The organism is Streptomyces sp. Root431, assembly GCF_001426585.1.
GTDB lineage: Bacteria > Actinomycetota > Actinomycetes > Streptomycetales > Streptomycetaceae > Streptomyces > Streptomyces stackebrandtii.
Window position 1 is genome coordinate 465,074 of the sequence record NZ_LMEI01000009.1, and the last position, 22,683, is coordinate 487,756.

The 22,683-nt window shown below is 72.0% G+C and carries 20 protein-coding genes; 8 read left to right on the forward strand and 12 right to left on the reverse strand.

All coding sequences use genetic code 11. The features are described 5' to 3' along the window. Nucleotides 1–195 precede the first annotated feature (195 nt). Nucleotides 196–1,359 carry an agmatine deiminase family protein gene (locus tag ASC82_RS15645; protein ID WP_056647617.1) on the forward strand — a complete coding sequence of 388 codons (1,164 nt, stop codon included), beginning with the start codon at nt 196–198 and terminating at the stop codon, nt 1,357–1,359. A gap of 31 nt (nt 1,360–1,390) precedes the next feature. On the opposite strand, the gene ASC82_RS15650 is transcribed toward ASC82_RS15645, so the two are convergent. Together ASC82_RS15650 and ASC82_RS15655 are read right to left on the reverse strand one after the other, a co-directional pair. Continuing rightward, nucleotides 1,391–2,626 (reverse strand): GNAT family N-acetyltransferase, encoded by a 1,236-nt coding sequence (locus ASC82_RS15650; protein WP_056647621.1) that lies wholly within the window; start codon nt 2,624–2,626, stop codon nt 1,391–1,393. Between the two features lie 158 nt (nt 2,627–2,784). Continuing rightward, entirely contained in the window at nt 2,785–3,576 is a 792-nt protein-coding gene (locus ASC82_RS15655; protein WP_056647626.1) for a DUF4239 domain-containing protein, read from the reverse strand. Nucleotides 3,577–3,879: 303 nt separating this feature from the next. On the opposite strand from ASC82_RS15655, the gene ASC82_RS15660 reads away from it, so the two are divergent. Both ASC82_RS15660 and ASC82_RS15665 read left to right on the forward strand, forming a co-directional pair. After that, nucleotides 3,880–4,299 (forward strand): TOBE domain-containing protein, encoded by a 420-nt coding sequence (locus tag ASC82_RS15660; RefSeq protein ID WP_056647629.1) that lies wholly within the window; start codon nt 3,880–3,882, stop codon nt 4,297–4,299. Between the two features lie 83 nt (nt 4,300–4,382). Further along, on the forward strand, nt 4,383–4,778 hold the full coding sequence (locus ASC82_RS15665; protein ID WP_056647633.1) for a helix-turn-helix transcriptional regulator: 396 nt from the start codon (nt 4,383–4,385) through the stop codon (nt 4,776–4,778). Nucleotides 4,779–4,790: 12 nt separating this feature from the next. Here ASC82_RS15665 and ASC82_RS15670 read toward each other — a convergent pair whose 3' ends face one another. Beyond that, nucleotides 4,791–6,365, reverse strand: coding sequence for a PucR family transcriptional regulator (locus ASC82_RS15670; protein ID WP_056647636.1), 1,575 nt, complete (start codon nt 6,363–6,365; stop codon nt 4,791–4,793). A 228-nt stretch (nt 6,366–6,593) separates the two neighbouring features. Here ASC82_RS15670 and ASC82_RS15675 point away from each other — a divergent pair, with 228 nt between their 5' ends. From ASC82_RS15675 to modA, 3 genes are all read left to right on the forward strand, one after another. After that, nucleotides 6,594–7,427, forward strand: a complete 834-nt coding sequence (locus ASC82_RS15675) for an FAD binding domain-containing protein (protein ID WP_056647639.1) — start codon at nt 6,594–6,596, stop codon at nt 7,425–7,427. Further along, entirely contained in the window at nt 7,424–10,222 is a 2,799-nt protein-coding gene (locus ASC82_RS15680) for a molybdopterin-dependent oxidoreductase (RefSeq protein ID WP_056647643.1), read from the forward strand. Before ASC82_RS15675 ends, ASC82_RS15680 begins: the two co-directional genes overlap by 4 nt. Nucleotides 10,223–10,733: 511 nt before the next feature. Next, a complete protein-coding gene (modA, locus tag ASC82_RS15685) occupies nt 10,734–11,555 on the forward strand; it encodes a molybdate ABC transporter substrate-binding protein (protein WP_056647645.1) in 822 nt (273 codons plus the stop codon). Between the two features lie 34 nt (nt 11,556–11,589). Here modA and ASC82_RS15690 read toward each other — a convergent pair whose 3' ends face one another. Both ASC82_RS15690 and ASC82_RS15695 read right to left on the reverse strand, forming a co-directional pair. Beyond that, complete coding sequence (locus ASC82_RS15690) at nt 11,590–13,731, reverse strand: RNA polymerase sigma factor (protein WP_056648601.1); 2,142 nt, start codon at nt 13,729–13,731, stop codon at nt 11,590–11,592. Nucleotides 13,732–13,897: 166 nt separating this feature from the next. After that, the gene (locus ASC82_RS15695; RefSeq protein WP_024760204.1) at nt 13,898–14,221 is read right to left on the reverse strand and encodes a YciI family protein; all 324 of its coding nucleotides are present in this window, start codon (nt 14,219–14,221) and stop codon (nt 13,898–13,900) included. Between the two features lie 158 nt (nt 14,222–14,379). Here ASC82_RS15695 and ASC82_RS15700 point away from each other — a divergent pair, with 158 nt between their 5' ends. Beyond that, nucleotides 14,380–15,045, forward strand: a complete 666-nt coding sequence (locus ASC82_RS15700; protein ID WP_056647648.1) for a DUF998 domain-containing protein — start codon at nt 14,380–14,382, stop codon at nt 15,043–15,045. A gap of 147 nt (nt 15,046–15,192) precedes the next feature. Here the strand turns inward: ASC82_RS15700 and ASC82_RS15705 are convergent, their stop codons facing one another. From ASC82_RS15705 to ASC82_RS15730, 7 genes are all read right to left on the reverse strand, one after another. Next, complete coding sequence (locus ASC82_RS15705) at nt 15,193–15,858, reverse strand: potassium-transporting ATPase subunit C (protein ID WP_056647651.1); 666 nt, start codon at nt 15,856–15,858, stop codon at nt 15,193–15,195. Between the two features lie 6 nt (nt 15,859–15,864). Continuing rightward, on the reverse strand, nt 15,865–17,985 hold the full coding sequence (kdpB, locus tag ASC82_RS15710) for a potassium-transporting ATPase subunit KdpB (RefSeq protein ID WP_056647654.1): 2,121 nt from the start codon (nt 17,983–17,985) through the stop codon (nt 15,865–15,867). Further along, nucleotides 17,982–19,646: a potassium-transporting ATPase subunit KdpA gene (gene kdpA, locus ASC82_RS15715; RefSeq protein WP_056647657.1), complete on the reverse strand. Its 1,665-nt coding sequence runs from the start codon at nt 19,644–19,646 to the stop codon at nt 17,982–17,984. Before kdpA ends, kdpB begins: the two co-directional genes overlap by 4 nt. An 8-nt stretch (nt 19,647–19,654) precedes the next feature. Then, on the reverse strand, nt 19,655–19,744 hold the full coding sequence (kdpF, locus tag ASC82_RS15720; RefSeq protein WP_056647661.1) for a K(+)-transporting ATPase subunit F: 90 nt from the start codon (nt 19,742–19,744) through the stop codon (nt 19,655–19,657). After that, nucleotides 19,741–19,869, reverse strand: a complete 129-nt coding sequence (locus ASC82_RS31390) for a hypothetical protein (protein WP_260605295.1) — start codon at nt 19,867–19,869, stop codon at nt 19,741–19,743. The genes kdpF and ASC82_RS31390 overlap by 4 nt, the downstream gene beginning before the upstream one ends. 165 nt (nt 19,870–20,034) lie before the next feature. Continuing rightward, nucleotides 20,035–21,477, reverse strand: coding sequence for a diaminopimelate decarboxylase (gene lysA / locus ASC82_RS15725; RefSeq protein ID WP_056647664.1), 1,443 nt, complete (start codon nt 21,475–21,477; stop codon nt 20,035–20,037). Between the two features lie 14 nt (nt 21,478–21,491). Beyond that, nucleotides 21,492–21,905, reverse strand: coding sequence for an SAV_915 family protein (locus ASC82_RS15730; protein WP_242427664.1), 414 nt, complete (start codon nt 21,903–21,905; stop codon nt 21,492–21,494). A 311-nt stretch (nt 21,906–22,216) separates the two neighbouring features. On the opposite strand from ASC82_RS15730, the gene ASC82_RS15735 reads away from it, so the two are divergent. Continuing rightward, nucleotides 22,217–22,672, forward strand: a complete 456-nt coding sequence (locus ASC82_RS15735) for a TerB family tellurite resistance protein (RefSeq protein ID WP_056647666.1) — start codon at nt 22,217–22,219, stop codon at nt 22,670–22,672. Nucleotides 22,673–22,683 lie beyond the last annotated feature (11 nt).

Consider the following 22,683-nt stretch of genomic DNA (forward strand, 5'->3'; position numbering starts at 1 on the left):
CCTCCGCGTTTGACTGAAAATCCAGTCAGTGTCAGAGTGGGGACCACGGCCACCCCCACTCATGCCCTCGCGCAGCCGTCCCCACGGCCGCCGTCCGCGTGAAGCCCCAGGCCCGCGATTCCGCCGCCGCGCCGCGTCACCGCGATCCGCACACCGCCGCCGGATAGTCTCGCCAGCCCACGAACGGAGCACGTTGTGTCCCACCTCATCCCCTCCCGCCGCACCGCCCTGCGGGCCTTCGCCGGAATCGGCGCCGCCCTCGGCCTCGGCGCCACCGCGTGCGGCCCGGAGGAGTCCGTCGCCGGCAGCACGGCGGGCGCCCCCTCCCGCACGCGGGCCGCCGAAGAGGAGCGTCGCTTCGGCGCCGAGTGGGAGAGCCACACCCGTACGTTCATGTCCTGGCCCGCCCTCGCGTCCGTCTGGGAGGACGACCTGCCCTACGTACGGGAGGACATCGCCCGCATCGCCCGGGCCGTCGGCGAGTACGAGGCGGTCGTGATGATGGCCCGCCCGGACCAGGTGGCGGCGGCGCAGCGGGCCTGCGGCCGGCAGGTCGAGGTGATCCCGCTCGCCGTCGACGACCTGTGGGCCCGCGACACCGTGCCCGTCTTCGTCGAGGACGGCGGGAAGGTCGTCGGGGTCGACTTCAACTTCAACGGCTGGGGCGACAAGCAGGAGCACACCAACGACGCGCAGGTGGGCCGGAAGCTGCTCGCCAAGTACGGCATTCCCCGCGAGCAGGCGCCTCTCGTCGCCGAGGGCGGCTCCTTCGAGACCGACGGCGAGGGCACCCTCCTCATCACCGAGAGCTCGATCGTCAACGACAACCGCAACCGCGGGAAGAGCCGGGACCAGATCGAGGACGAGCTGATCGACACCCTCGGCGTGGAGAAGGTGATCTGGCTGAAGGGCGTCCGCGGCGAGGACATCACCGACGCCCACGTCGACAGCCTCGTACGGTTCACGGCCCCCGGCGTGGTCCTGCTCGACCAGGCGTTCCCCGGCACTCCCCCGGACTCCTGGTCCCGCTCGGCCGACCAGGCCCGCTCGGTGCTGTCCCAGGCGACCGACGCCCGGGGCCGGCGCTTCGAGATCATCGACCTGCCGCAGCCCGACCTCGACAGGATCACCGGCGAGGGCGACGACTTTGTCTCCACCTACGCCAACTTCTACGTCGCCAACGACTCGGTCTTCATGCCCAAGTTCGGCGACCGGAAGGCGGACGCGCGGGCGAAGGCCATCCTGCGGGAGCACTTCCCCGACCGGGACGTCGTCCAGGTGCAGATCGACACCATCGCCTCCGGCGGCGGCGGGATCCACTGCTCCACCCACGACCAGCCCGGGAAGCCCGCCGCCTGACGGCGACGGGCCCCCGGCTGCCGAGCGCGCCTCAGAACCAGTGCAGGCAGTGCGGGGCGCGCTCGGCGCCGAAGAGGGCGTCCGCGAGGGCGGCGGCGCCCGGGCGGTGGGCCCGGATGTGTCCGGCGCGCACGAGGGCGCTCGGGGCGGTGCCGCCCAGATAGACCGAGCCCAGGTCGCGGACGTCCAGCGACAGGTCGGGCTCCCGGTCCGTCGGGACGCACTCGGCCTTGCCGTCCCGGACGGTCAGCAGGTGGCGGCCGTGCTCGCCGAGGAAGGGATCGTCGACGTCGAGGACCAGTTCGCCGTCGACGAACCAGCCGCGCGCGGTCAGTGCCCGCGGGACGTCGAGGAGACGGACCCACAGCCAGTCGGTGTCGTTGTCCACCTGTCCGGCGCGGAAGTCCGTGAGCTGCCAACGCAGCGGGTGCTCGGGCGGGAAGTGCCTGAACACGACCTGGGAGACCAGGTCGTGTCCGAGCAGGAACCGGGCAAGCGCCGTGAAGACGGCGTCGTCCGCGGCGATCGTCTCGTCGACCTTCAGGGTGTCGGACTCGCCGAGCGTGTAGCTGGCGTAGCCGTCAGGGACGCCGTCGGCGTCGCGGTGGACGGCGACGTAGCGCGGCGCCGGCGAGATCGGGGGCTGTCCCGCGCGCCGCTCCCACCAGCGGTGCGGCCGGGACAGCGCGCCGGGCTGCGCGCGCCGGTACCGGTCGTAGACCTCCTCCAGGATGTCGCCGCACTCGGCACTCCGCAGGACCTCGACCGAACCGGAGCCCGAGCCGGAACCGGCATCGGCCGCCGCTCCCCGCGCCCGGGGTGCGGCGAAGGCCGCCTGGCTGCGGGTCACCGTCAGCCGCCGCGTATAGGTCGCCGGTCCGTAGCCGAACCTGCCGTAGATGGGGGCCTCGGAGGCCAGCAGGACGGAGAGGTACTCCCCTCGCGTCCTCACGTCGGCGAGCTGACGCCGCATCATCGCGCTGAGCACGCCCTGGCGTCGGTGCGAGGGCAGGACGCCGACGCCGCTCACCCCGGCGACCGGGGTCACGGCCCCGCCGGGCAGGGTGAGTTCGAAGGAGTACGCGCCGGCGGTGCCGACGGGCCGGCCGTCGGCCGTCACGGCGAGCAGGTTGCGGTCGTTCTCGAGCGCCGCCCACCAGACGCCGCCGCCGTCCTCGGCCGCGGTCTCCGGGAAGCGTCCGAACGCGGTGTGGAGCGTGTCGACGAAGACGTCGAGTTCCTGGTCGGTCGTGGGACGGATGTCCATGGCTGCCGCTGCCTCCCCGGGATGCGGGCACCGCGGCGCGCGATGCCCCGGCACAGTGCAGCCCCACCCCGCGGCCGGGTCAACCCAATTACGGCGTCGCGGCCTATTGCGTCACGGCCCATTGCGTCACGGCGTACGGCGTCGCGGCCCATGGGGCGTCACGGCGTCCAGTACTGCGCGAGCGCTCCCTCCCGGTACGGCGCCGGGCTCACGCTGAGTTCGCCGGCGAAGGGGCGGTCGAGGACGAAGACGAGGAGCAGGCTGAAGCCGATGAGGGCGGCGACGGAGGCGACGAAGAGGATCTGGATGCGCAGCTTGCGCATGCCGTAGAGGAAGGTGAGCGGGATCAGGACGATCGCGCCGCCGAAGGCCAGGACCTGGAGCAGCGGGGGCAGTTGCTGTTCGGCCATCGTCAGGCGCGCCCGGCGCTGGGAGGCGACGTCGTTCAGCTGGCTGACGGCCTCTTCGTAGAAGACCTCCTCGCGGGCGGTCTTCGGTTCGTACGACTGGAGGACGTCGTAGACGGCCTGGAACGAGCCGGCGGTGGTCCCGTAACTGGGCCGTCCCGCGCGCATCCGGGGCCACTGGTCCTCCACGACCGCGTGGACGTACGCGCTGAGGGCGCCGTCGAGGCGGGCGCGGACCGGGGGCGGGAAGGCGGCGGCGTCCCGGGCGATGAGGGCCATGTCGGTGGCCTCGGTCGCGACGATCGTCTGCGTGCTCTCCAGCTGCGTCCAGAGGGTGACGATGACGAAGGCGAGGATGATCCCGTAGATCGCGCCGAACATGCCGAGCGTGACCCCGACCATGTCGTTGTGCTCGCCCTCGGCGAGCGACGGGTACCTGCGGCGGAGCAGCACGCTGCCGGTGACGGCCAGGACGACGGTCCCGCCGACGGTGACCACGGTCAGGGTGAAGGTGCTGAAGTGATTGAGCAGCCAGAGCGACATGTGCGGGGAGTGTAGGGACACGGCGTGGGGGCGCCGCCCGGCCGCCGGCGGGCGCGCGGGACCGTTCCTCACTCCTGCGTCCCCCGTACGGGCGGCGGTACACGGCCCGACCGTCCACGTCACGTGCGCCGCCGCCCGTGAGAGTCCACACCTTCGAGTGAGACGTTTCCGCATCGCAGATGCGAGGCGGTCCGAGCGGGGTCGGGTCCGCGCGCCTAGCGTGAGGAGTACGAGGAGTGCGAGGGACGTTCCGCCCGCTCGTACCCGCACCGACTTCTCTGTCTTCTCTGTGAGGCGTTCTCCATGAGCCTGTCCATCCGCAACCAGATCGCCGGCACCGTCGTGGCCGTCACACCCGGTGAGGTCATGGCGACCGTCAAGGTCCGCCTCGTCGGCGGTCAGGGCGTGACCGCTGCGATCACGCTGGAGGCCGTCCGGGACCTCGGGCTCGGCGAGGGCTCCGCGGTGAGGGTCCTCGTGAAGTCGACCGAGGTCTCGCTCGCCACCGGTCCCGTCGAGGGGCTGTCGATCCGCAACCGGATCCCCGGCACCGTCGCCGACGTCGCCACCGGGGGCGCCATGGCCTCGGTCAAGGTGACCGTCGAGGGCGGCGAGCTGACCGCCGCGATCACCAAGGACGCCGTCGCCGACCTGGGCCTCGCGGCCGGGTCCTCCGTCGTCGCGCTGATCAAGTCGACGGAGATCGCGCTGTCCGCGGCCTGATCCCGTTCGGATCGGCGTCCGTCCCGTGGCGTCTCCGCGGCCTGGCCCGCCGTCGCCCGGTGCGCGTGGCCTAGAGTGCGGTTGTGCCGTCGTACAGCATTGGGCAGGCAGCGAGACTGCTCGGAGTGAGCTCGGAGACCGTCCGCCGGTGGGCCGACGGCGGACGCCTGCGCATGGACCGGGACGGTGCGGGCAACCGCGTGATCGACGGGGCCGGCCTGGCGCTCTTCGCCAAGGAGCGGGGCGCCGGTCTCCATGCCGTGCCGGAGGACGTGCCGACGTCCGTGCGCAACGCGTTCGTGGGGATCGTGACGGCGGTACGCGTCGACGACGTGGCCGCGCAGGTGGAGGTCCAGTCGGGGCCGCACCGGCTGGTCTCGCTCGTGACGCGGGAGGCCGTGGAGGAGCTGGGCCTCGATGTCGGGGTCACCGTCACGGCGCGGGTCAAGTCGACGAGTGTCCACATCGATCTGCCCTGACCGAGGGCTTCCTCAGCGGCACAGCAGCGCGGCGCGCAGGTCCAGTCGGTGGTCGAGGCGGGACAGGTCGCGGCCGGTGAGCGTCTCGACCCGCTGGACCCGGTAGTGGACCGTGTTGACGTGCAGGTGGAGGGTCTCGGCGGTCCTGGCCCAGGAGCAGTTGTGGGCCAGGAAGACCTCCAGGGTTTCGAGGAGGAGGGCGTTCGAGGAGCGGCCGCCGCGCAGGAGCGGTCCGAGGACCGTGGTGCGGTACACCTCCCGGACGTCGTCGGGGACGCCCGCGAGCAGCGCCTCCAGGCTGGTGAGATCGCCGACGGAGGCGACGTGCGCCGCGCCCGGGGCCCGCGTGCCCGTACCCGCCGTGCGGGCGGCCGCTGCGAGGGCGTACCGCGCCTGGCCGACGGCCGCCGCCAGCTCGGCCGCGGTGGCGACGGGCTCGCTCACCCCGGCGTACAGGGCGCCGGTCGGCCGGCAGGCGTGGACCAGCGGCCACACCTTCCCCAGGGCGGCCCGGACGGCGCGGTCGTCCTGTCCGTCGGCATCGTCCGCGCCGCCGTGTGCGACGACCGCGAGCGCTTCGCCGCCCGGGCGCTCGCCGACGGCGAACGCAACCCCGGGGAGGTGGCCGAGGGCCTCCGCGAGGGCGGCGCGGCTCCCCGTGTCCTCCTCCGCCGGCGTCGCTGACGCGACGACCACGGTGTAGGGCCCCCGGCCGGCAAGCCCGCACGAACTAAGCGCGCTCTCCACGGCGTTGGCGTCGCCGTACGGAACGTCGAGGAGGGCGACGAGCTCCTGACGTGCCTGCCGCTGCGCCGCCCGGCGGCGGTCGTGGCGGCGGCGGTGCCGGCCGAGGACCTCGGCGATCTCGTGCAGGACGCGGGGCGGGACCTGCCCTTCGTCCGCCAAGTGGAGGTACCAGGCGTCGAAGTCGGTGTCGTCGGCCTCGACGCGCAGCGTCGTCCCCCGCTCGCCGCGCGCCCCGTGGATCCTCTCCGAGGCGCGCGCGGCGGGGAGTTCGGCGGCGGTGGCGGTGCGGGCGATCGTTCGGCCGCTGCCGGTCAGGAGGTGGCACGGGGGCGTGCCGAGGTGGGCGAAGGCGCTGTCGAGGAGGTCGCCGACGGAGGCCCCGCCCTCCACCTCGCGCTCCAGGTCGCCGCGGACGTTCTCCGGCAGGGCGTAGAGGTCCGACGGGCGGCGGCTGAGCTCGCCCCACTGCCGGAGGTAGACCGCCTCGGTGATCGCCCGGAAGCTCGTGTGCGCCGGTACGGCGAGCAGGGCGATCCGGTGCTTACGGCAGGAGGCGGCCAGTTCGCGGGGGACCTCGCCGTGGGTCTCCTCGCCCGCGAGGAGCGCGACGGCACCGGCCTCGCGCAGCGCCGAGACGAAGCGCTCCGTCCGCGCCGGTCCGTCGCCGGGGTTCCACCACACGAGCCCGCTGAGGACGATCTCGCTCGGCTGCAGGAACCTCGCCGGGTCCTCCAGGTCGGTGGCCGTCACTCCGCCTATCTCCTGGCCGAGCAGCGCCTCGTCGCCCCAGACCAGGGTGAGGTCGAGGCTGTCCAGCCGGAGGAGATGTTCGACGTGCATGCGGGGCTCCTTGCGCGGTCGCGGGATGAGCCCGCATCTCACATTCAAGAGGTGAATGCGAGAAGACACATCGTAGATGCACGGCCACAGCCTGAAAATGCTCCTTGGTTGATCATCCAGGACGCGGCTCCGCGGGGTGGGGTGTTTCCAGCGTCCGCACCAGTCGTCCCCGCCGCCCCTTTCGGGCTTGACTGGCGTGAAAGCAGTGGCCGGGAGGCGTGGGGACACATGGATCTGAACACGGTGACGGACGTACGCGACGGGCGTCGGCACGAGCCCTGGCGGCCGGGGGACGCATGGCTGGGCGGGGGGACGTACCTCTTCTCCGAGCCCCAGCCGCGGCTGCGCCGGCTGGTCGACCTCAGCCGGATGGGCTGGGAGCCGCTCACCCGCGCCGAGGACGGCTCGCTGGAGATCGCCGCGACCTGCACCATCACCCAACTCTCGCGGTACGGAAGGACGATGGGCGTCGAGGCGGCGCCGCTCTTCGAGCAGTGCTGCCGGGCCTTCCTCGCCTCCTTCAAGATCTGGAACATGGCGACCGTCGGCGGGAACCTCTGCAACGGCCTTCCGGCCGGGCCGATGATCTCGCTGACCGCCGCGCTCGACGGCGTGTGCCTGCTCCGGGCGCAGGACGGATCCGTGCGGCGGGCGAAGGTCGTGGACTTCGTCACCGGCGCCGGCCGCAAGGACCTCGCGGAGGGCGAGCTGCTGCGCTCGGTCACCCTGCCGGCGCGCGCCCTGGGCTCGCGCACGGCCTTCCGGCAGGCGTCGCTGTACGGGCTCGGCCGCTCGGGGGCGCTGGTCATCGGGACGCTCGATCCGGTGGACGGTTCGCTGGCGGTGACGATCAGCGCGGCGACCGTACGGCCGTTCCGCCTCTGGTTCCCGCTGCCGCCGGACCGGGACGAGCTGCGGCGTGCGGTCGAGGCCGCCGTCCGCGAGGAGGACTGGTTCGACGACATCCACGGACTGCCCGAGTGGCGGCGGCACATGGGGCTCCGCCTCGCCGAAGAGGTCCGCCGCGAGTTGACCCACAGCCTGGAGAAGAGTGCCCGATGAGCTTCCACGTCCGCGTCAACGACCGTTCCCACGACGACGAACCGCGCGCAGGCCAGTGCCTGCGCACCTACCTCCGCGAGCGCGGCTGGTTCGGGGTGAAGAAGGGCTGCGACGCCGGGGACTGCGGCGCCTGCACCGTCCATGTCGACGGCGAACCGGTCCACAGCTGTCTGTATCCGGCCGTACGGGCGGAGGGCCGCGCCGTCACCACCGTCGAGGGCCTCGCCTCCCCGGACGGCGAACTCCACCCCGTACAGCGGAAGTTCCTCGACGCGCAGGGGTACCAGTGCGGATTCTGCACGGCCGGGTTCCTCATGACGACGGTGGCCCTCGAAGCCGAGCGGGGCTCCGCGCACGACGACGGCAAACTCGACGACCTGCCCCGGGCGTTCAAGGGCAACATCTGCCGATGCACCGGCTACCGGGCGATCGAGGACGCCGTGCAGGGCGTGCGGCACACCGAACGGCCGTGCGCGGGAAAGGCCGTGGGGAAGAACGTCGCCGCCCCCGCCGGACCCCAGGTCGTCACCGGTACCGCCCGCTACACCTTCGACGTCGAGGTCCCCGGCCTCCTCCACATGAAGCTGCTGCGCTCCCCGCACCCGCACGCCCGGATCGTCGCCGTCGACACGGCCGCCGCCCTGCGGGTCCCCGGGGTGCACGCCGTCCTCACCCACGAGGACGCGCCGCCGACGCTGTACTCCAGCGCCCGCCACGAGCATCCCACGGAGGACCCCGACGACACCCGCGTCCTCGACAGCGTCGTCCGGTACGTCGGCCAGCGCGTCGCCGCCGTCGTCGCGGACAGCGAGCAGGCGGCCGAGGAGGGCTGCCGCCGGATCGAGGTGACGTACGAGCAACTCCCTTACGTCACCGACCCGGAGGCCGCGATGCTCCCCGGCGCACCGCAACTGCACGGCGACAAGGGCCCCGAGGCGCGGATCGCCCGCGCGGAGAACAACGTGGCGGGCGAGGTGCACGGCGAGATCGGCGATGTGGAGACCGGCTTCGCCGAGGCCGACGTCGTCTACGAGGAGACCTTCCGCACGCAGCGCGTGCAGCACGCGAGTCTCGAAACCCACGGCTGCGTCGCGTACTTCGAGCCGAAGGAGGACGGCACGGGCGAGCGGCTGACCGTCCGCTCCTCCACGCAGACGCCCTTCCTGACCCGGCGGGCCCTCTGCGCGCTGTACGGCCTGCCCGAGGACGAGGTCCGAGTCGTCGCGGGCCGGGTCGGAGGCGGGTTCGGCGGCAAGCAGGAGATGCTCACGGAGGACATCGTGACGCTCGCCGCGCTGAAGCTGCGGCGGCCCGTGAAGCTGGAGTACACCCGGGCCGAGCAGTTCCACGGGGCGACCACCCGGCACCCGTTCACCATCGGCATCACGGTGGGCGCCCGCGCCGACGGCACCCTGACCGCCGTACGGATGCGGGTCGTGTCCAACACCGGCGCCTACGGCAACCACGGCCCCGCCGTCATGTTCCACAGCGTCGGCGAGTCCTTCGCCGTCTACCGCGCCCCGAACAAGAAGGTCGACGCGTACTCCGTCTACACGAACGCGGTCCCGGCCGGCGCCTTCCGCGGATACGGCCTGGGCCAGGTCACCTTCGCCGTCGAGTCCGCGATGGACGAGGTCGCCCGCCGCCTCGGCATGGATCCGCTCGTCTTCCGCGAGAAGAACGTGATCGGCCCCGGTGAGCCCATGCACAGCCCGATCGGCGAGGAGGAGGACCTGTTCATCGCCTCCTACGGGCTCGACCAGTGCCTGTCGGTCGCACGTCGGGCCATCGCCGAGGCCGCGAGCGGCGAGGACACGAGCGCCGATGAGGTGCCCGAGGGGTGGCTCGTCGGGCAGGGCACGGGCATGGCGATGATCGCCACCGGCCCGCCCGGCGGCCACTACGCCGACGCCCGCGTCTCCCTGCTCCCCGACGGGACGTACGACGTCGCCGTCGGCACCGCCGAGTTCGGCAACGGCACCACCACCGTCCACCAGCAGATCACCGCCGGCGCCCTCGGCACCACCGAGGACCGCGTCGCCGTCCGGCAGTCCGACACCGACGTCGTCCGCCACGACACCGGCGCCTTCGGCTCGGCCGGCACCGTCGTCGCGGGCAAGGCCGTCCTCCTCGCCGCCGGATCGCTCGCGGAGCGGCTGCGCACCCTCGCCGCCCGCCACACCGGCGTCGCCCGGCACCTGTGCGTGCTCGGCGCCGAGGCCTTCGACTGCGCCGGCCGTACGGTCACCCTCAAGGAGCTGTACGAGGCGGGGCACGCGCGCGGCGCGGCGGAGGAGCTGGCGGCGGACGGGCACTGGGGCGGCTCACCGCGCTCGGTCGCCTTCAACGCGCAGTGGTTCCGGGTCGCGGTCGACCCGGCCACCGGGGAGATCCGCATCCTGCGCAGCGTCCACGCCGCCGACGCGGGCAAGGTCATGAACCCGATGCAGTGCAGGGGCCAGGTCGAGGGCGGGGTCGCCCAGGCGCTCGGCGCCACGCTCTTCGAGAACGTCCGGATCGACGAGCGCGGCAAGGTCACCACGGCGGCCTTCCGCCGCTACCGCCTCCCCCAGTACGCGGACGTCCCGCGCACCGAGGTCCATTTCACGGAGACCAGCGACGCGATCGGCCCGCTCGGCGCCAAGTCGATGAGCGAGAGTCCCTTCAACCCCGTCGCCCCCGCCCTGGCCAACGCCCTGCGCGACGCGACGGGCGTCCGCTTCACGGAACTGCCGCTGACCCGGGACCGCGTCTGGCTGGCCCTGGAGCGGCAGGCGCGGGTGCTTGGCGCATGAAACCGGTGGATGCGAGTGTCCGGCTCGTAGCAAGCTCACAAATACGGGGCAGCGAGGCCGATCTGAGGCGCAACCACGATTCCGTGGCGGGCCGGGCGGGTATCACTGGGCGCAGCCGCCGCATCGACCGCCCGAAGGGGATTGACGATGACCCGCCACAGCGCCGCACCCCGCAGCCCCGCCGCAGGTCCGCGACGGTGAGAGTGGCCGGCGCCCGGTACGTCAGCGCCGTCACCGGCATCTGGATCGGCTCGTGCCGTACGCCCTGAGGAACCCGCCGGTTCGGCCGTTCCTCCAGGCCACCTCGCATTCGCCATGGAGAGTCCCACAGGGTTGTTGCAGATGTGAGCCCGACCGCCCTACGGTGTCGCACATGCAGCAGAACGTCGGCATGCGTGCCACCCCCCGCGCCGACCCGCCCGCACCATCCCGTGGGCCGCTGCCCGTGCGCTCTCCCTCCTCGCCTTCCTCTTCTTCCTCTTCCTGTCGTCCCCAAGGAGCCCCGACCCTCATGTCCCTCCCCCGTACCCTCGCCAGACGCCGCACCGCCGCCGCGGCCCTCACCGCCGCCCTCCTCGTCCCGCTCGCCGCCTGCGGCAGCGACGAGGCCGACGGCAAGAAGGACGCCGCGGGCCCCGCGGCCTCCGGTTCCGCGAGCGCGGCCCCCGCCGCGAAGCTGACGGTGCTCGCCGCGGCCTCGCTCACCAACGTCTTCGAGACGGCCGGCGCCGCGTACGAGAAGACCCACCCGGGCACGAAGATCACCTTCTCGTTCGCCGGCTCGCAGGAGCTCATCGCGCAGGTCGCCCAGGGCTCCCCCGCCGACGTCCTGGTCACCGCCGACACGAAGAGCATGGACAAGGCCAAGGCGGACACCGGGACTCCGACGGTCATCGCGAAGAACCGGCTCGTCATCGCCACCACCGAGGGCAACCCCTTCAAGGTCGACGAGCTGAAGGACCTCGCGGACACCAAGCTCAAGGTCGTCCTGGCCGCGCCCGAGGTGCCGGCGGGCAAGTACAGCAAGAAGGTCCTCGACGCCCAGAAGATCGCCGTGAAGCCGGTGTCGCAGGAGCCCAACGTCCGCGCCGTCCTCAGCAAGGTCGAGCTCGGCGAGGCCGACGCCGGTCTCGTCTACAAGACCGACGCCGAGAGCGCCAAGGACAAGGTCGACGCCGTCGAGATCCCCGACGCGCAGAACGCCGTCGCCGAGTACCCGGCCGCCACCCTCAAGGACTCCAAGAACGCCGAGGCGGCCACCGCCTTCGTCACCTGGCTGTCCTCCCCCGAGGCCCAGAAGATCCTCCAGGACGCCGGCTTCCAGAAGCCGTGACCCGCGCGGGGCGGCTGCCCCTTGAGGATCCGGGTCAGCGGTCCCGGGGACCCGGCTTGAGCCGGCGCAGGGTGTAGCCGTCGCGGGCCGGGTCGAGGGGCCGGGTGGCCTGCTTGAAGAGGTACTCGGCCCGCTCGTACGAGAGCCGCCGGCGGCCCGTGTCCGGGCACAGGTCGGACGCCTCGGGCGTACGGGCCGGGCCGGGGCGGCGGTCGGAGAGGAACACCGGCCCGCGCGTCCGGCCGGCGAGCAGCCGGGGCAGGAGCCGGGCCGTTCCGGAGCGCCAGCTCACCCACGTATCCCGGGAACGGGAGCGGGAGCCGACGCCCAAGCCTGCGCCCGTGCCGGAGCCAAGGCCCGATCCGGAGCCGACGCCCGAGCCGGAGCCAAGGCCCGATCCGGAGCCGACACCCGAGCCGGAGCCCGATCCCGATCCGGTGCGGGCGCGGCGGTCGTCGAGGTCCAGGTCCTCGACGTTCAGGGCGAGGACCGCCGTCACCGAGGCCGCCGACTCGTGCAGCAGCCGCCACAGCGTCTCCTCGCGCAGAGGCAGGTCCAGGAGGCTCCAGACCGCGTCGAGCTGCGCCGGGTCGAGGGGCCGCGCGGTGGAGCCTGTTCCCGTACGGCGGTCGAGCCCCGTGGTGAGGTCGTCGAGGGACGCCCAGGCGCCGAAGGACCGGACGGCCGACCGGTGCCGGTTCCAGGTCGCGGCCGCCGCCCCGCCCCAGGCCGTCGTGAAGACCCGCGTCACCTGGTCCGCCGTCAGGGACGACAGCGGCTGCTGGTCGCCGAGCGTGCGGCGGAGGCGGCGGAGGGTCTGCCCGTACGAGCGGCTGGTCGCGGCGTCCAGGTCGTCCCGGCCCAGGAATTCGTCGGCGGCCCGCCCCAGGAGGGGTCCCGCCGGGGCGGCGGCGCCGAGCTCGTCCGCGCGCCGCTCCAGGAAGGCGCGCTCGGCGGCGTTCCGCGCGAGGGACGCCGCCCGCCGGAACTCGACGCGCGCCTCGTCGTCGCGGCCGAGCCGGGCGAGGAGGTCTCCCCGGACGCTGGGGAGAAGGTGGTAGTCGCGCAGCACCGGGTCGGTGAGCAGGGTGTCGATGAGTTCGAGCCCCGCCTCCGGCCCGTGGGCCATTCCGACCGCCACGGCGCGGTTCAGCCGGACGATCGGTGTCGGCAGGACCCGCGCGAGCGCCTCGTACAGGGAGGCGATCTGGACCCAGTCGGTGTCTTGCGCGCTCCTGGCCTGCGCGTGGCACACGGCGATCGCCGCCTGGAGCATGTACGGGCCGGGGGCACCGCCGCCCTCCCCGTCGACGAGGCATCCCCTGGCCCGCAGCATCGCGGTGAAGCCGCGACGGATGAGCAGCTGGTCCCAGCGGCCCCGGTTCTGCTCGTGCAGCGGGACGGGCTCGCCGGACGGGCCGGTGCGCGCGGCGGCGCGGGACGCCTGGATCTCCATCAGCGCGACGAGGCCGTGCACCTCGGGCTCGCGCGGCGCCAGTTCGGCGAGGAGCCGGCCGAGCCGCAGGGCCTCCAGACAGAGCCCGGGCCGCATCAGATCGTCGCCCGAGGTCGCGGAGTACCCCTCGTTGAAGATCAGGTAGATGACTTCGAGGACCGAGGAGAGCCGCTCGGCCAGGTGGTCGCCGTCCGGGAGCTCGAAGGGGACGCGCTCCTCGGCCAGCGTCCGCTTGGCTCCCGCGACGCGCTGGGTGATCACCGTCTCGGTGACGAGGAAGGCCCGCGCGATCTCCTCGGCCGTCAGGCCTCCGAGCAGCCGGAGCGTCAGGGCGGCGCGGGCCTCGGTCGGCAGCACGGGGTGGCAGGAGAGGAAGACGAGCCGGAGGACGTCGTCCGGCTCGTCGTCCGGCCGTGCGTCGGGGCCCTGTCGGCGGTCCTGTCGCTGTCCCAACTCGTGGGCGAGCTGCTCCTGCTTGCGTTCGAGGCGCTGGCTGCGGCGGAGGTGGTCGAGGGCGCGCCGCTTGGCAGTGGTCGTCAGCCAGGCGCCGGGGTTGTCGGGGACGCCCGAGACCGGCCACTGTTCGAGGGCGGCGACGAGCGCGTCCTGGGCCAGCTCCTCGGCGAGGCCGACGTCCCGCACCATGCGGGTGAGCGAGGCGACGATCTTCGCCGACTCGAGTTTCCAGGCCGCATCGACCGTGCGGTGTACGTCGGGCAGCACAGGAACGATCACAGCACCCGCCGCGGCTCGGTCGCAAGCCGCGGGGGTGCTGTGATCGTGGTCGGCGGGACGCCTCCGGGGTGCTGCGATCGTGATCGGCCGGACGCCTCCGGGGTGCTGCGATCGTGATCGGCGGGACGTCGTCGGCGGGACGTCTCGGGGATCAGCCGCCGAAGACCTCCTGGACCACGCTCTCGCCGTCTCCGACGATCCGGCGGAAGCGGCGGGCGAGCTCGATCGCCTCCTCCTTGGAGCGGACCTCGATCAGTGCGAAGCCGGCCACGGCCTCCTTGGCCTCGGCGAAGGGCCCGTCCGTCACGGTGATCTCGTCCCCGGCGGAGGTGACCCGGACGCCGCCCGGCTCCAGGCCGCCGGTGGCCAGGAGGACACCGGCCGCCGTCAGCTCCTCGATGAACCGGCCCATCTCGGCGAACAGCTTCTCGTCGGGGGCGGTGTCGGACGGCTTGGTCGTCATCAGGTAGCGCATGGGATCTCTGTACCTCTCGTCGTGATCCTGTCGGGTGCTTCTGTCCACACGTCGAACAAGGTGATGTGACAGGGAATGGGGCCGTTCCCTGTCACATCGTCGGTTCGACGTGTGAGCGAGCAGCAGCTCGCCCCGCCGACCGGAAGAGAGTCCCCGCCATGGCCACCGTGCAGACCGCCGCCCCCAGCGCCGCCCCCGCCACGAACACCACCCGCTCCCTCCTCGCCGTCGCGGTCGTGGCGCAGCCCCTGTGGGCGGTCGTGGCCCTGACCCAGGCCGCCACCCGCGACGGCTACGACATCACCCGCCACCCGCTGAGCGCCCTCAGCAACGGCTCCCTCGGCTGGATCCAGATCGCGAACTTCGTCCTCGCCGGTGTCCTGACGATCATCGGGGCGGGCGGTCTGCGCCGGGCCCTGCGGGGCACCCCCGGCGGCACGTGGGCGCCGCGGCTCGTACGGATCAGCGGCGTCGGGATGATCGCGGCGGGCGTCTTCGTGATGGACCCGGCCGACGGATTCCCGGTCGGTACGCCGGACGGGATGCCCGCCGCCATGTCCTGGCAGAGCTACGCGCACTTCGCCGCCGGTTCGGTCACCTTCACCGCGCTGATCGCCGCCTGCTACGTCCTGGGCCGCCACTTCGGCCGCGCCGGGATGCGGAAGCACGCCGTCGGCTCCCGGGTCGCGGGTACGGCGCTGCTGCTCGGCAACGGGTGGGCGATGAGCGGCGGTACGGCCGGCACGCTCACCCTCGCCATCGGGGTGATCACGGCGATGGTGTGGATCGCCTCGGTCGCCGCCCGGTACCGCCGAGGCGTCTGAGCCCCCGTGCCCGCACGGCGCAGCCTCGCCCTCGGCCCGCGCCTCTCTCCGCCGGAAGCTCCGGCTGGGAGAGGTGCGGGCCGAGGGCGGGGCACAGTGCGATCGCCCGACCGCCGGGAGACGTCGAGCGCGGAGACGTCGAGGCCGTCAGCCCTTGGTCAGTTCCTTGAGCGCGATGTTGAGTTGGAGGACGTTGACTCGGGGTTCGCCGATGAAGCCGAGGATGCGGTCGTCGGTGTGGTCGGCGACGAGCTTGTCGACCTGCGGGACGGTGAGGTTGTTCTGCTCGGCGATGCGGTGGACCTGGAGCTTCGCGTACTGCGGGGAGATGTGCGGGTCCAGGCCGGAGCCGGAGGAGGTGACGGCGTCGGCGGGCACGTCCGACGGCTTCACCTTGTAGTCGGCCGTCGAGTTGTCCTTGATCACGGCCGCCTTGGCGTCCTTGACCCACTGGATCAGGTCCTCGTTGTCACCGGAGCGGTTGGTGGCGCCGGAGAGGATGATCGAGTACTGGGTGTTGACGCTGTTGGCGCCCAGGCCGTTCGACGGGCGGGGCTGGAACCAGCGCAGGTCCGGGGCGGCGGTCTCCTCGCCGTCCTTGAGGGGCAGGTTGTAGGTCTGGCCGATGAGTTCGGAGCCGACGACCTTGCCGTCCGCCTTCACCTCGGAGCCGTTCGCGTTGCCGGGGAAGGCCAGTTGGGCGATGCCGGTGACGGCGAGCGGGTAGAGGACGCCGCACACGACGGTCAGGACGAGCAGGGCGCGCAGGCCCGCCCAGAGCACCCGGCCGGTGTTCGCTGCTGAGTTGTTCATCGTGGGTCAGCCGATTCCGGGGATGAGGGAGAGGAGCAGGTCGATGATCTTGATGCCGATGAACGGGGCGACCAGGCCGCCGAGTCCGTAGATCCCGAGGTTGCGCCGGAGCATCGAGTCGGCGCTGGAGGGCCGGTAGCGGACGCCCTTCAGGGCGAGCGGCACGAGGGCGATGATGATCAGGGCGTTGAAGATGACCGCCGAGAGGATCGCGGACTCGGGCGAGGCCAGGCCCATGATGTTGAGCTTGTCCAGGGACGGGTAGGCGACGGCGAACATCGCGGGGATGATCGCGAAGTACTTCGCGACGTCGTTGGCGATGGAGAACGTCGTCAACGCGCCTCGGGTGATGAGGAGTTGCTTGCCGATCTCGACGATCTCGATGAGCTTGGTCGGGTTGGAGTCGAGGTCGACCATGTTGCCGGCCTCCTTCGCGGCCGACGTGCCCGTGTTCATCGCGACGCCGACGTCCGCCTGGGCCAGCGCGGGCGCGTCGTTCGTGCCGTCGCCGGTCATCGCGACGAGCTTGCCGCCGGCCTGCTCGCGCTTGATGAGGGCCATCTTGTCCTCGGGAGTGGCCTCGGCGAGGAAGTCGTCGACACCCGCCTCCTCGGCGATGGCCTTCGCGGTCAGCGGGTTGTCACCCGTGATCATGACCGTCTTGATGCCCATGCGGCGCAGCTCGTCGAACCGCTCCCGCATGCCCTCCTTGACGACGTCCTTCAGGTGGATGACGCCCAGGACCCGCGCGCCCTTGTCGTCCTCCAGAGCCACGAGCAGCGGCGTACCACCAGCCTGGGAAATCCGGTCCGTGAGCGCCTGCGCGTCCTCGGAGACACTGCCGCCCCGCTCCTTCACCCATGCCACGACCGAACCGGTCGCACCCTTGCGTACCTTGCGCTCGACCCCGTCCTCGACGAGGTCGACGCCCGACATACGGGTCTGGGCCGTGAACTCGACCCACTCCGCGTGGGCCAGTTCGCCCTGGTGGCGCTCGCGCAGGCCGTACTTCTCCTTGGCGAGGACCACGATGGAGCGGCCCTCGGGCGTCTCGTCCGCGAGGGAGGAGAGCTGGGCGGCGTCGGCCAGTTCGGCCTCCGTCGTCCCGGCCACCGGAGCGAACTCGGAGGCCTGGCGGTTGCCGAGCGTGATCGTGCCGGTCTTGTCGAGGAGCAGCGTCGACACGTCACCGGCGGCCTCGACCGCACGGCCGGACATGGCCAGGACGTTGCGCTGCACGAGCCGGTCCATGCCCGCGATGCCGATCGCGGAGAGCAGCGCGCCGATCGTCGTCGGGATCAGGCAGACGAGCAGGGCCGTCAGGACGATCATCGAGGTCTGCTTGTCGGCGCCCGCGTAGATCGCGAACGGCTTCAGCGTGACGACGGCGAGCAGGAAGACGATCGTGAGGGACGCCAACAGGATGTTGAGGGCGATCTCGTTCGGGGTCTTCTGCCGGGCCGCGCCCTCGACCAGGTTGATCATCCGGTCGATGAACGTCTCGCCCGGCTTCGTCGTGATCTTGACGACGATGCGGTCGGACAGGACCTTCGTGCCGCCCGTCACCGCGCAGCGGTCACCGCCGGACTCACGGATGACCGGGGCCGACTCACCGGTGATCGCGGACTCGTCGACGGACGCCACACCCTCCACGACGTCACCGTCGCCGGGGATGATGTCACCGGCCTCGCACACGACCAGGTCGCCGATCCGCAGCTCGGTGCCCGGGACCCGCTCCTCGTTCTTGCCGATGAGGCGACGGGCGACGGTGTCCGTCTTGGCCTTGCGCAGGGTGTCGGCCTGGGCCTTGCCCCGGCCCTCCGCGACCGCCTCCGCCAGATTGGCGAAGATCGTGGTCAGCCACAGCCAGACGGTGATCGCCCAGCCGAACCAGTCCCCCGGGTTCTTGACCGCGAGCACCGTGGTCACGAGCGAGCCGATCAACACCACGAACATGACAGGCGACTTGACCATCACACGCGGGTCGAGCTTCTTCATCGCGTCGGGGAAGGACTTGACCAGCTGCTTCGGGTCGAACAGTCCCCCGCCGACGCGACCGGCCGCCTCGGCCGGCCGGGCGCTGGGCGCCCCGGACTGCGGGGGCCGGGTGGGAGTGATGGTGCTCATGCTGCGAGCCCTTCGGCGAGCGGTCCCAGCGCGAGCGCCGGGAAGTAGGTGAGACCGGTGATGATCATGATCGTGCCGACCAGCAGGCCCGTGAACAGCGGCTTCTCCGTCCGCAGGGTGCCCGCTGTCTCGGGAACGGGCTTCTGCTCTGCGAGCGAGCCGGCCAGCGCGAGGACGAACACCATCGGCAGAAACCGACCGAGCAGCATCGCGATGCCGATCGTCGAGTTGAACCACTGCGTATCGGCGTTGAGACCCGCGAAGGCGGAGCCGTTGTTGTTCGCGCCCGAGGTGTAGGCGTAGAGGATCTCGGAGAAGCCGTGCGCGCCGGAGTTCGTCATCGAGTTCGACGGGGTGTCCAGGGCCATCGCGACGGCGGTGAAGCAGAGCACCAGGGCCGGGGTGATCAGGATGTAGCAGGCCGCGAACTTGATCTCGCGCGTCCCGATCTTCTTGCCCAGGTACTCAGGGGTGCGGCCGACCATCAGGCCGGCGATGAACACCGCGATGATCGCCATGATCAGCATGCCGTAGAGGCCGGAGCCGACACCGCCGGGCGCGATCTCGCCCAGCTGCATGCCCAGCATCGTGATGCCGCCGCCGAAGCCCGTGTACGAGGAGTGGAAGGAGTTCACCGCGCCGGTGGAGGTGAGCGTGGTGGCGACCGCGAAGATCGACGAGCCGCCGATCCCGAACCGGGTCTCCTTGCCCTCCATCGCCCCGCCGGCCAGGTCGAACGCCGGGCCGTTGTGCGCGAATTCGGTCCACATCATCAGGCCGGTGAAGACGACCCAGATGGTGGCCATCGTGCCGAGGATCGCGTACCCCTGCTTGAGCGAGCCGACCATGCGGCCGAACGTCCGCGTCAGTGCGAAGGGGATCACGAGGATCAGGTAGACCTCGAAGAGGTTCGAGAGGGGGTTGGGGTTCTCGAAGGGATGGGCCGAGTTGGCGTTGAAGTAACCGCCGCCGTTCGTGCCCAGCTCCTTGATGACCTCCTGCGAGGCCACCGCCCCGCCGTTCCACTGCTGCGAGCCGCCCATGAACTGACCGACCTCGTGGATGCCCGCGAAGTTCTGGATCGCGCCACAGGCCACCAGAACCAGCGCACCGATCACGGCGATCGGCAGCAGGATCCGGACCGTGCCACGCACCAAGTCGGCCCAGAAGTTGCCCAGTTCACCGGTGCGCGAGCGGGCGAAGCCCCGTACGAGGGCGACCGCCACGGCGATCCCCACCGCCGCCGAGACGAAGTTCTGCACGGCGAGGCCGCCAGTCTGCACGACGTGGCCCATGGCCTGCTCGCCGTAGTACGACTGCCAGTTGGTGTTCGCCACGAACGAGGCGGCCGTGTTGAACGCCTGGTCCGGGTCGATCGACACGAAGCCCAGCGAGCCCGGCAGCGAACCCTGAAGCCGCTGGAGCAGGTAGAGGAAGAGCACGCTCGCGGCGGAGAAGGCGAGGACACCGCGCAGGTAGGCGGGCCAGCGCATCTCGACGCCCGGGTTGGCGCCGATGCCCTTGTAGATCCACTTCTCGACCCGCAGGTGCTTGTCCGAGGAGTAGACGCGGGCCATGTAGTCGCCCAGCGGGCGGTACGACAGGGCCAGCGCGGCGATCAGGGCGAGGAGCTGGAGAACCCCAGCAAGAACGGGACTCATATCCGTACTCAGAACCTCTCCGGCTTGACGAGGGCGAGGACGAGATAGCCGAGGAGGCCGGCGGCCACCAGCAGACCGATGATGTTTTCGGCACTCACAGCTTGGCCACCCCCTTGGCGATGAAGGCCACCAGCGCGAAGACCGCGATCGTGGTGACGACGAAGGCCACGTCGGCCATCGTGAGCTCCTGAGTGAAGAACGGATTCTCGGACGAACTGAGCAAAGCGCCTTTCGGCCAGGACGCCGCTCTCGTTAACGCGCCCCATACGTCCCGCGGCGTCCTCTTGACGCGTCCTCTACGCGACCCGCCGATACGGGGCACGCAGACCGGCGAGCTCCGTCGGCTCCCGGCCCTGACCTGCGGATCCGGGCGGGGAGCCGACGCCCCTCAGAGGCCGACGTCGCGGGCCCGGAGGTCGGCCAGGGTCTCGCGGCGGACGAGGAGCCGGGCGCGGCCGTCGCGGACGGCGACCACCGGCGGGCGGCCCACGAGGTTGTACGAGGACGCCATCGACAGGTGGTACGCGCCCGCCACCGGCAGCGCCAGGAGGTCCCCGGGGCGGGTGTCGGCGGGCAGCGGGACGTCCTCGGCCAGGACGTCGCCGGCCTCGCAGTGGCGGCCGACGACCGTCACGCGCTCGGGCCCGGCCGCCGATTGGCGGCCGACGAGACGGGGCGCGTACCGCACGCCGTACAGGGCCGGGCGCGGGTTGTCGCTCATCCCGCCGTCCACGGCCACGAAGGTCCGGGCGGGGGTGCGCTTCACCCCGAGGACCCGGTAGACCGCGACTCCCGCGGGGCCGACGACGGCCCGCCCCGGTTCGATGATCAGGCGCGGGACGGGGAGCCCGGCCGCCGCGCAGCTCTCGGCGAGTTCGGCGCGCACCTTGCGGGCGAGGGTGGTGAGGTCGAGGGCGGGTTCGCCGGGGCGGTAGGCGATGCCGTGGCCGCCGCCGAGGTCGAGCTCGGGCAGCGTCACCCCGTGGGCGTCGCGGACCCTGGCCATGAGGCCGACGAGCCGCCGGACGGCCACCAGGTACGGCTTGACGTCCGCTATCTGCGATCCCAAGTGGCAATGGAGACCGCTGAGTTCGAGATGCGACTGGTCGAGGATGCGGGCGATGGCGTGCTGGGCGTGGCCGTCCCGGATGGAAAGGCCGAACTTCTGGTCCTCCGAACCCGTACGGATCTTCCGGTGGCCGCCCGCGCTGATGCCCGGCGTCACCCGGACCATGACCTTCTGCCGGCCCTCGGCGCCGACCGCGGCGGCGATGCGGGCGATCTCGGCGGGGGTGTCGATGACGATCCGGCCCACGCCGAGGCGGAGCGCGGTCTCCAGGTCGTGCGGCGACTTGACGTTGCCGTGGAGCAGGATCCGCTCGGGCGGGAAGCCGGTGGTGACGGCGAGCTCCAGCTCCCCGGCGGAGCACACGTCGAGGCCGAGTCCCTCCTCCTCGACCCAGTGGGCGAGGGCGCGGCAGAGGAAGGCCTTGGCCGCGTAGTGGATCTCGGCGTCGGGGAAGGCCGTGCGGTAGGTGCGGCAGCGCTCGCGAACCTCCGCCTCGTCGAGGACGTAGACGGGAGTGCCGTGCCCCTCGGCGATCTCGGTGAGCGGTACGCCTCCGACGAGGAGCTGTCCGTGGGGCCGCTCGGTGGTGGTGGCGGGCCAGACGGAGAGCGCGTCGGCGGGGGCCGGGCGGTCGGGGGCGCCGGGCGGGGCCGCGGAAGGGGCGGGCGACGGGGTCGCGGGCGGGGTGGTGGACGGGGTCGTGGAGGGGGTCGTGGGCGGGGCCGTGGAGGGGGCGGGCAAGGGCAGGGGCAGGGTGGTCATCTCTGCGGATCCCTTCAGCTCGCGAGCGCGGTGAGCGGCCGCGGCTCGGTCACGGCGGTGAGGCGCGCCGTCGGCATCGGAGTCGGCGTGGCGACCGGGGCCGGGAGCAGGACCGGAGCCGGGGCGTGTCCGTGCCCCTCCGCCGCGAAGGCGGGGTCGATCCTCAACTCGTGGACGCCCAGTGGCTCCACGAGCGCGCGCAGCGCCGGTTCCGCGAGGGGAATCCACGGCTGGGCGGCCCCGAGGACCGCCCTCAGCCGTGCGGGATCGGTGAACGCGACGGCGGTCCTGCCGCCGCCGGCCGGCGTACGGAAGAGCCGGGTCGCCCATCCGCCGGCGCTCGGCCGGACCGGCACGCAGAGGCGTCCGGCGGCCGGGGACTGTTTGACGGGTTCGGCGTCGTCTCCGAAGAGAGCGTCTGCCACCATCGGTTCCTCCCGAGGAACGAATCGCGGTCCCGGCGCGGTCGCACCGGGGTGCTCTTCGACGCTATGCCCGTCGATCACCGGTCCCGGGCGCCCCCGAATCCCCCCTGACGCGGCCCTGACGGATCGGGGCGGGACGCATACGCCCCCCATACGCCGCCATACGACCGCGCGGACGCCGTCGGTGCGCCGACCCTGATCCGGCCCTCAACCGACCACCCGTCACATCGGGCGCACCGCCCGGGAACCTTCCCCCACACCGCCACGTTCTACAGAAGCGTAGAAACAATCGACGACGTCTGGAGTGACGGAACATGGCCCTGTGGGACCGCATCAAGGAATCCGCATCGACGATGCAGACCCAGCTGGTGGCGAGGAAGAACGACCTGAAGAGCGGCGCCTTCCGGGACGCCAGCATGGCGATGTGCGCGCTCGTGGCCGCCGCCGACGGGACGATCGATCCGGCCGAGCGCCGCCGGGTCGCGCAGCTCATCTCGACCAACGAGGTGCTGCAGAACTTCGACGCGACCGACCTCCAGCGCCGCTTCGACGAGAACCTGAACAAGCTGACGGCCGACTTCGACTTCGGCAGGGTCAGCGTCCTCCAGGAGATCGCCAAGGCGAAGAAGAAGCCCGCCGAAGCCCGCGCCGTCGTCCAGATAGGCATCGTCATCGGCGGCGCCGACGGCGACTTCGACAAGACCGAGCAGGCCGTCGTCCGCGAGGCGTGCTTCACCCTCGGGCTGCCGCCGCACGAGTTCGACCTCTAGGACCGGTCCGG